Source organism: Desulfurellaceae bacterium (genome assembly GCA_021296095.1).
Taxonomy (GTDB): Bacteria; Desulfobacterota; Binatia; order Bin18; family Bin18; genus JAAXHF01.
The window spans coordinates 47,976-54,508 of the sequence record JAGWBB010000012.1 but is presented as its reverse complement, the minus strand read 5'-3'; the positions used below and the strand labels follow the sequence as shown (position 1 = coordinate 54,508).

Sequence of the window (6,533 nt, the reverse complement as noted above, 5' to 3'; positions counted from 1 at the left end):
GTGCGTACGTTGCCATGATCGCACTCCCTTCTCGACCCTGCTTGGGTCGGCAGGTCCTTCGTGGCTGTATGCTATCCACCCGGTTTCGCTGACATTCGCTTGAGACAACCAGAGCCAGGAGGGGAAAGACGAGGTAGAGGAAAAGCCCTCCGGCCGGTTTCGCTGGGCCGGGGAGGCGGCAAACACACCGTGGGAAGGTGCAGTTTGGGAGGAAATGAGGGGAAATCACGGGGAAAAGGCTGGAGCGAGGAACCCAGGACCAAGGCGCTCCGTCCGCTCTCTCAAAGGTAACACTTTGGGCGTACTCGGACGCAGCTGACGGAGCGGCCGCGCACGGGCGCAGGAAAATCCGCGCCTTCCAGCGCCACGGTCCCACCACCACGAAGGAACTTGCGGTCAGGCGGTCTCCTCCGCTATGCAGAGGAGGAGGTGAGCCTGCCCGGCCGTCGAACGCGAGCCGGGCACGTGTGGCGGGGCCTGGGTCTTTCGCGACACCCGGGTGCCGGTCACCGCGCTGTTCGAGAATCTCAAAGACGGGGCGACGCTGGACCAGTTCCTCGCGTGGTTCCCCGGCGTGGCGAGCTGGCAAGCCGCCGCCGTCCTGGAGCATGCGGCCCAGTCGCTGACGGCTTCCGGCCCGGCATGAAAGTCCTGTTTGACCAGGGCACGCCGGTTCCCCTACGGCGGAGTCTGTCCGGGCACACCGTCGACACGGCCTTCGAGCTGGGGTGGGCAACGCTCCGCAATGGGGACCTGCTGGATCGTGCCGAAGCCGAGGGCTACGACCTGCTCATCACCACGGACCAACAGCTGCGTCATCAACAGAATCTGTTCGGGCGGCGCTTGGCCCATCCTGGTGCTGCGCTCGACGTCCTGGCCCCGCATCCAGGCCCATGTCACCACGATTCGCGAGACGATCAGCCGGATGCAGCCGGGGGAGTACCAGGAGATAGCGGTCTGACCGCGCCCCTGCTCGGGTCCGCAGGGGTGGTGTGCAGTGGTAGTTGACAGAGTGGTAGTTGACAGATGGGACCTTCTCGGACGTAAGATGTGGAGCGGGCACTGTTCGAGCAACCGCTTGATAGTAGAAAGAGAAAGGCGTACGCATGAAAAAAGGACCGAGAGTTGGCGCTGTGCTCTTCAGTTTCTTCTTTCTCACCACACCAACGGCAGGGAGTCTCCCCATGACCCCTATAGACGTCGCTCAGGCGTATTACCGCGCCTTGTATGGTAAAGAGTTTGAGAAGGTGCGGGCAGTAGCTGCGCCGGATATGGTGTTTGAAGACCCGACAGCTCTTGCTGGGAGTGGTCTCTCCTCTCACCTGGATTCGCTCGCTTCCTTTTTAGACTATATGGCGCCCTCTCTCAGGGAGGACACCACGGTCCGTATCGTGAAGAGTTTTGCGTCGAACGACCGCGTGGTGCTGTATGTTGAAATCACAGGCACCGCGCCCGCCCAGTATTTTGGCGGTCCCGAAAATGAGACGGTGGAGATCAAAGCCGAAGGACTCACCGTGTTGCAGATCCAAAAGGGGCGGGTGATTCGCCATACCGATTACTTTGATTATCCCTCTTTGAACGCCTTTGTCGCTGCCCAACTTCGGTGACAACACCGCCGCGACCAGCGGTCGGGCCAAGGTGGACACTTTGCGCGTTCTCAGACGCAAGGTCTGGATCGGAGGGGAGCGAGATCAGGAAAATCAGGGACTTATATTATTTCTGTTTGACAGGTATCCATTAGGAGGGGCACGATGGCGGGCTATGAACAAAGCCCTCCCTGTGATTACCGAAAGCCCCCAGCAACTCCAAAGGCGGGTGAGAGCGGAGCCCGAGGCCCGCAAGCGCCAACGCTTACAAGCGCTGTATCTGCTGGCGAGTGGCCAAGCGGCATCCCGCGTCGCTCTGGCTGCCCTCCTCGCTGTCCATCGCCATACCATCCGGGCGTGGTTAACCCAGTATGAAGCGGGCGGGCTTCGCGCGCTGCTGACCATCAAGACAGCGCCCGGGAAACGGAGCACTCTCCCCCCGGCGGTCCTGGCACACCTCCACCAGCGCTTAGCGCAGCCTCGGGGCTTTACCAGCTACGGCGAGATTCAGCGCTATCTGGCCCAGGAGCACCACGTGCACCTCTGCTACAGTACCGTCCACGGGCTGGTCCGCTATAAGCTGGGCGCCAAGCCCAAAGCACCGCGGCGGGCGCATCCCAAAAAAACGCTGCTGAGGTCGCCCGCTTCCGCCGGACCCTAGCGCAGCACCTCCGCCACCGGGTGCGCCAGGCCCGGCGCGCCGGCTATACGCAGTGCCGGGTGTGGGCCCAGGATGAAAGTCGGTGTGGCTTGCTGCCTATCGTGCGCCGCCGGATCACCGCCCGGGGCCTGCAGCCCGTGGTCCCGGCTGCCTATCGGTTCGAGAGTCTCTATCTGTATGGGGCCGTGGAACCGACGACGGGCCAGAGCTTCTTTCTGGAGTTGCCCGCGCTGACCAGCTCTCTCTTTCAGCTCTTCCTGGAGCAGTTGGCTGCCACGGCGCCGGCCCACTTCCATCTCCTCGTCCTCGATAATGGCGCCTTTCACAAGGCCCGTTCCCTGCGCCTGCCCCCCAATGTCGGCCTCCTCTTCCTCCCGCCCTATGCCCCGGAGTTGAATCCGATCGAACGCCTCTGGCGCGATCTCAAAGATTGGCTCGCCCCTCGGCAGCCCACCTCCTTAGATGCCTTATCGACCTTCCTGACGACCCGCCTCCGGCACTACACCGCCGCTCGGGTCCGCTCCCTGACCGGCTTCCCCTACTTCGTCGCGGCTGCTCACCTCGCTAATGGATACTCCTCATGAAGAATCCGTATTACGGGCTCGGTCGCCTGGCCGCCACCTGAGCGGTTTTAGGCAAAACGGCCGGGCGGCCGAAGAATGTTCAGTGTGGGGCTTCGGGGCGGTCTGGCGGATGAGGCAGCCCTCCTCAATGCACTGCGCTCGGGCAGAGTGCGGGCGACGGGAGGCGATACGGCTCAGGCTGTAGTGTGATAGAGCGGCCAGCCGCCCTCGGCTGGCCGGATGAGGAACGGGCCGCAGGGCTGCGGCCCCAGGCCCAGAGTGTAGTGTCGGGCTTAAGCGTGGCCGTGGCGCAGCAACTTACCCGAGGTGTTGCCCGTGCACTGGCCGTCTTCAAAGGTGGTCTGGCCGTTGACGATAATCGCCCGGTAGCCTTTGGCCCGCTGTACGCGCCGCCACTCGCCACCCGGGAAGTCGTAGGTGATTTCCCCAATCCAGTCCGGCTCAATGTCCAGCTCGTCCAGGTTGTAGACCACCACGTCAGCCGCAGCGCCCTCGCGCAGCGTGCCGCGGTCGCGGAAGCCGGCCGCGTGGGCGGGCAGGGCCGACAGCCGATAGTGGGCTTCTTCGAGGCTGACCTTCTGCTCGTCGCGGACCAGCCAGCGCAGAAAATCGGTCGTGAAGGCGCCGCCGGTGAAGAACTTGGTGTGCGCTCCACCGTCGGACGCGCCGGGAACGGTGAACCGGGAATCGTTAATCATCTCGGCCGTGTAGTCGGCGTTAAAGCCGCGGTTGGGGCCCAGGAATTCGACGTTCAGGTCGCCGGCGATCGACAGGTCGAGCATGGTGTCAATCGGATTTTTGCCCTGCTCCTGGGCGATCTGGCCGATTGATTTGCCGACGTACTGCTCCAGATCGGTCTGGTTGTTGGCGCTCTGGACGATCAGGGTCGGGATGGCGCCGCCAACGCCGGCCTGAATGACTTGCAGCTTGCGGTCGGCCTCTTCGGTTTCGCGCTTGACCGCCTCACGCAGGGCCGGGTTTTTCATTTTGGCCAGCTTTTCCTGCTTGGTGCCGGTCGTCAGCTCCCGCCAGGCCGGGCTGGCATCGTACAGGTTCCAGTGCTCCAGGGTGAAGGCAAAGCCGGTCCGGTGGGTTCCGGTCTGGCCGAAGATCGGCAGACCCTGCTCCCGGCAGCGCTCCAGCCAGTCCAGGCTGCGGCGGTGGACCTTGGGGTCTTTGCGGGCCGCGACAATGACGTTATGCAGGATCGGGCGCTGGGCGACCTCGGCCAGTTTTTCCAGAAAGTTGAGGTCTTGTTTGATGGTGCCGGTCGATTGGGTGATCTGGATAAAGCCCTCGTCGCGTCGGCGCAGCACCTCGGCCAGGTTCAGAATGTCGGCGTCATCCATGATATCGGTGACCATCGGCGAGCCGTCGTAATCGGCCTGGGTCGAGTCCGGACCCAGACGCTGGATGGAAAAGCCGCACAGGCCGGCATCCATGCCCTGGTCGAGCAGCCGCTGCATTTCCTGACGCTCGGCTGCGGTCGCCGGGCGGCTCTTGGCCGCGTCAAGGCCCATGACGTAGGTCATCAGCGAGGCGGTCGGCATGTACTGGATGCAGTTCACGCCCTTGGCGGAGCGGTCGAGCGAGTCGAGATACTCCGGAATGGTCTCCCAGTCCCAGTCCATGCCGGCTTTCATCGCGTCATACGGAATGGCTTCGGTGCGGGTCATGGTCAGCATCGAGCGTTCCCGGAAATCGGGCTTGACCGGCGCAAAGCCGAAGCCGCAGTTGCCCAGCACGACCGAGGTCACCCCGTGCCAGCCCGAGATTGTGCAGTACGGGTCCCAACGGATCTGGGCGTCGTAATGGGTGTGCAGATCGACAAAACCGGGCGCGACGATCAGGCCGTCGGCGTCGATCACCCGTTTGGCCGACCCCGGCGCCTGCCCACCGATCTGGGCGATTTTTCCGTCCTTGATCCACACGTCGGCCCGGTAGCGCGGCACCCGGGTGCCGTCAACAACAGTGCCGTCCTTGAGCTGGATATCGTATGTCGCCATGTATACTCCCTCCTCCGATTGTTGCGTCGTGATTGAATCGCTTCCCTGTATAAAGCATGCCCACCCGGCAGGGCAAGAGCCGTCGCGCGGCTCACTCCATGCCTGGCACTGTCACGTCCGTCAGCCGCAGGCGCTGGCGGTTCTGTTCAAACAGGCCGACGATCTTGAGCGGCGTGCCGGGCGGCGACTGGGCGATTTTGGACAGCAGGGCTCTGGGGCCGATCAGGTTGAAGTCGATGCCCCGCTGGCCGACTTTCTGGAGAATCATTCTGGTGCTCATTTGGGGATAGTTGGGCGCCGCAATATCCATGATCTCGTACTGGTACTGTTCGCCAAAGGAGCTGATGCCGAGGGTGACGACCTCGATATTGCCCTCCTCGGGCTTGGTGTTCAGAAAACCGCTCATCGTGATTTCAAACGGGGTTCTGGAGTTGTCGTCCCAGGGGTTGCTGCCCGAGCCGACTCCGTAACCCGAGCCGCCCTGTCCGTAGACGCTAGCGGTGAGGGCCAGGCTGAGAGTCAAGCCGAAGGCTGCGGCTGTGACGGACAAGCGTGTCTTCCTGCAGATCGTACTCGCTTCTGGTCTCGCACGTGTCCTAACCGCTCCAGGGCGCGGACCAGGGCTGGGGCCGGACTTTCGCGGAGCGGGCTTCGGGATTGCGGGGCTGCGGAGCCTGCTCGGTCTGAAAATATTGGTCGCGGTCCAGCGAGCGTACCGGCAGGGTCTGGATGGCAGACTCGCGCAGAATCTGGAGCGGGACCTCGACCCCGGCCTCGCCCTGGGCCCACACTGCGCGGTAGAATTCGGATCGACCGCTGACCGTCCGGTCCCCGACCCCGACGATGATATCGCCCGGTCTCAGGCCGGCCTGGGCTGACGGTCCCTCGGGAATGGTGCCGGAAATGAACAGGTGACCGCCGATCTCTTCGGTAAACAGACCCAGCCACGGACGGGGCGGCTTGGGCGTCCGGCCGGTGGCCAGCAGAGCCGGCAGGATGGGTTTCAGCCGGTCGATCGGAATGAACATATTGCCGGGCAGACGCTGCTCGCTGGGCTCGCCCTGGAGGGCGTCGCCGACAAACAGCGAGCCGATACCGAGCAGATGGCCGCTCGGTCCGATCAGCGCCGCCCCGGCCCAATTGGGGTGTGGGGGAGCGGTAAAAATCGCGTTTTCCAGCAGATATTCCCAGTAGCCGGTAAACTCCCGTCGGGCGGTGACGAGGGCCGGGCGGACGGCTTCCAGGGCGCCGTAGCTGGCCACCAGGACCTCGGTCTGCTCGGCCAACTCGGCCGACAGGCCGAGCGGGATAGGCGGGACGGGCAGGGGCTGGGCGGTCCGTAACAGGCCAAAGCCGGTGTCATAATCATTGCCGATGAGGGTGGCTTCGACCGACCGGCCGTCCAGGCTGGTGACGGCAACGCTTTCGGCTTCAAGCACGATATAGCCGATGGTCAGGATCAGACCCTCGGCGTCAATGACAATGCCGCTGGCTTCGCGCTGGGTGCCGAGGAAACGCGCCGTGCGGGCGGTCGGCGGGATTTCGGCGCGAATATGAACGACCGCAGACAGGGCGGTGTGGATGGGGTCGTCATCGCCCGGGCTTGGGGTGGGCACGACCAGGAGGGCGACAAGGAACAGGAGAGACGCTGACCGAGGCAGCCGTTGAGTGAGCGGCATGAGAGAATTCCTCCTTA

At 63.7% G+C, this 6,533-nt stretch carries 6 protein-coding genes and 2 pseudogenes; 4 read left to right on the top strand and 4 right to left on the bottom strand.

Translation table 11 applies throughout. From position 1 onward, the window contains the following. Window positions 1-448 precede the first annotated feature (448 nt). Window positions 449-646, top strand: a pseudogene (locus J4F42_04595) (DUF433 domain-containing protein). A 32-nt stretch (window positions 647-678) separates the two neighbouring features. Here J4F42_04595 and J4F42_04590 read toward each other — a convergent pair. Next, entirely contained in the window at window positions 679-885 is a 207-nt protein-coding gene (locus J4F42_04590) for a hypothetical protein (protein MCE2484765.1), read from the bottom strand. Between the two features lie 299 nt (window positions 886-1,184). Here J4F42_04590 and J4F42_04585 point away from each other — a divergent pair, with 299 nt between their 5' ends. From J4F42_04585 to J4F42_04575, 3 genes and pseudogenes are all read left to right on the top strand, one after another. Further along, window positions 1,185-1,607, top strand: coding sequence for a nuclear transport factor 2 family protein (locus tag J4F42_04585; GenBank protein ID MCE2484764.1), 423 nt, complete (start codon window positions 1,185-1,187; stop codon window positions 1,605-1,607). A gap of 154 nt (window positions 1,608-1,761) precedes the next feature. After that, complete coding sequence (locus tag J4F42_04580; GenBank protein MCE2484763.1) at window positions 1,762-2,247, top strand: helix-turn-helix domain-containing protein; 486 nt, start codon at window positions 1,762-1,764, stop codon at window positions 2,245-2,247. Then, a pseudogene (locus J4F42_04575) lies at window positions 2,205-2,831 on the top strand (IS630 family transposase). The gene J4F42_04580 and the pseudogene J4F42_04575 overlap by 43 nt, the downstream one beginning before the upstream one ends. A gap of 272 nt (window positions 2,832-3,103) precedes the next feature. Here the strand turns inward: J4F42_04575 and J4F42_04570 are convergent. The 3 genes from J4F42_04570 to J4F42_04560 all read right to left on the bottom strand — a co-directional run bounded on the left by J4F42_04570 (window position 3,104) and on the right by J4F42_04560 (window position 6,516). After that, a complete protein-coding gene (locus tag J4F42_04570; protein ID MCE2484762.1) occupies window positions 3,104-4,837 on the bottom strand; it encodes an amidohydrolase family protein in 1,734 nt (577 codons plus the stop codon). Between the two features lie 91 nt (window positions 4,838-4,928). Then, window positions 4,929-5,387, bottom strand: coding sequence for a hypothetical protein (locus tag J4F42_04565; protein ID MCE2484761.1), 459 nt, complete (start codon window positions 5,385-5,387; stop codon window positions 4,929-4,931). Between the two features lie 46 nt (window positions 5,388-5,433). Continuing rightward, a complete protein-coding gene (locus tag J4F42_04560; protein ID MCE2484760.1) occupies window positions 5,434-6,516 on the bottom strand; it encodes a serine protease in 1,083 nt (360 codons plus the stop codon). Window positions 6,517-6,533 lie beyond the last annotated feature (17 nt).

Excerpts from the sequence above, each read along its gene's own strand:
- J4F42_04590 (MCE2484765.1), bottom strand. The coding sequence starts at position 885 with ATGCGGGGCCAGGACGTCGAGCGCAGCACCAGGATGGGCCAAGCGCCG.
- J4F42_04585 (MCE2484764.1), top strand. The coding sequence starts at position 1,185 with ATGACCCCTATAGACGTCGCTCAGGCGTATTACCGCGCCTTGTATGGT.
- J4F42_04580 (MCE2484763.1), top strand. The coding sequence starts at position 1,762 with ATGAACAAAGCCCTCCCTGTGATTACCGAAAGCCCCCAGCAACTCCAA.
- J4F42_04570 (MCE2484762.1), bottom strand. The coding sequence starts at position 4,837 with ATGGCGACATACGATATCCAGCTCAAGGACGGCACTGTTGTTGACGGC.
- J4F42_04560 (MCE2484760.1), bottom strand. The coding sequence starts at position 6,516 with ATGCCGCTCACTCAACGGCTGCCTCGGTCAGCGTCTCTCCTGTTCCTT.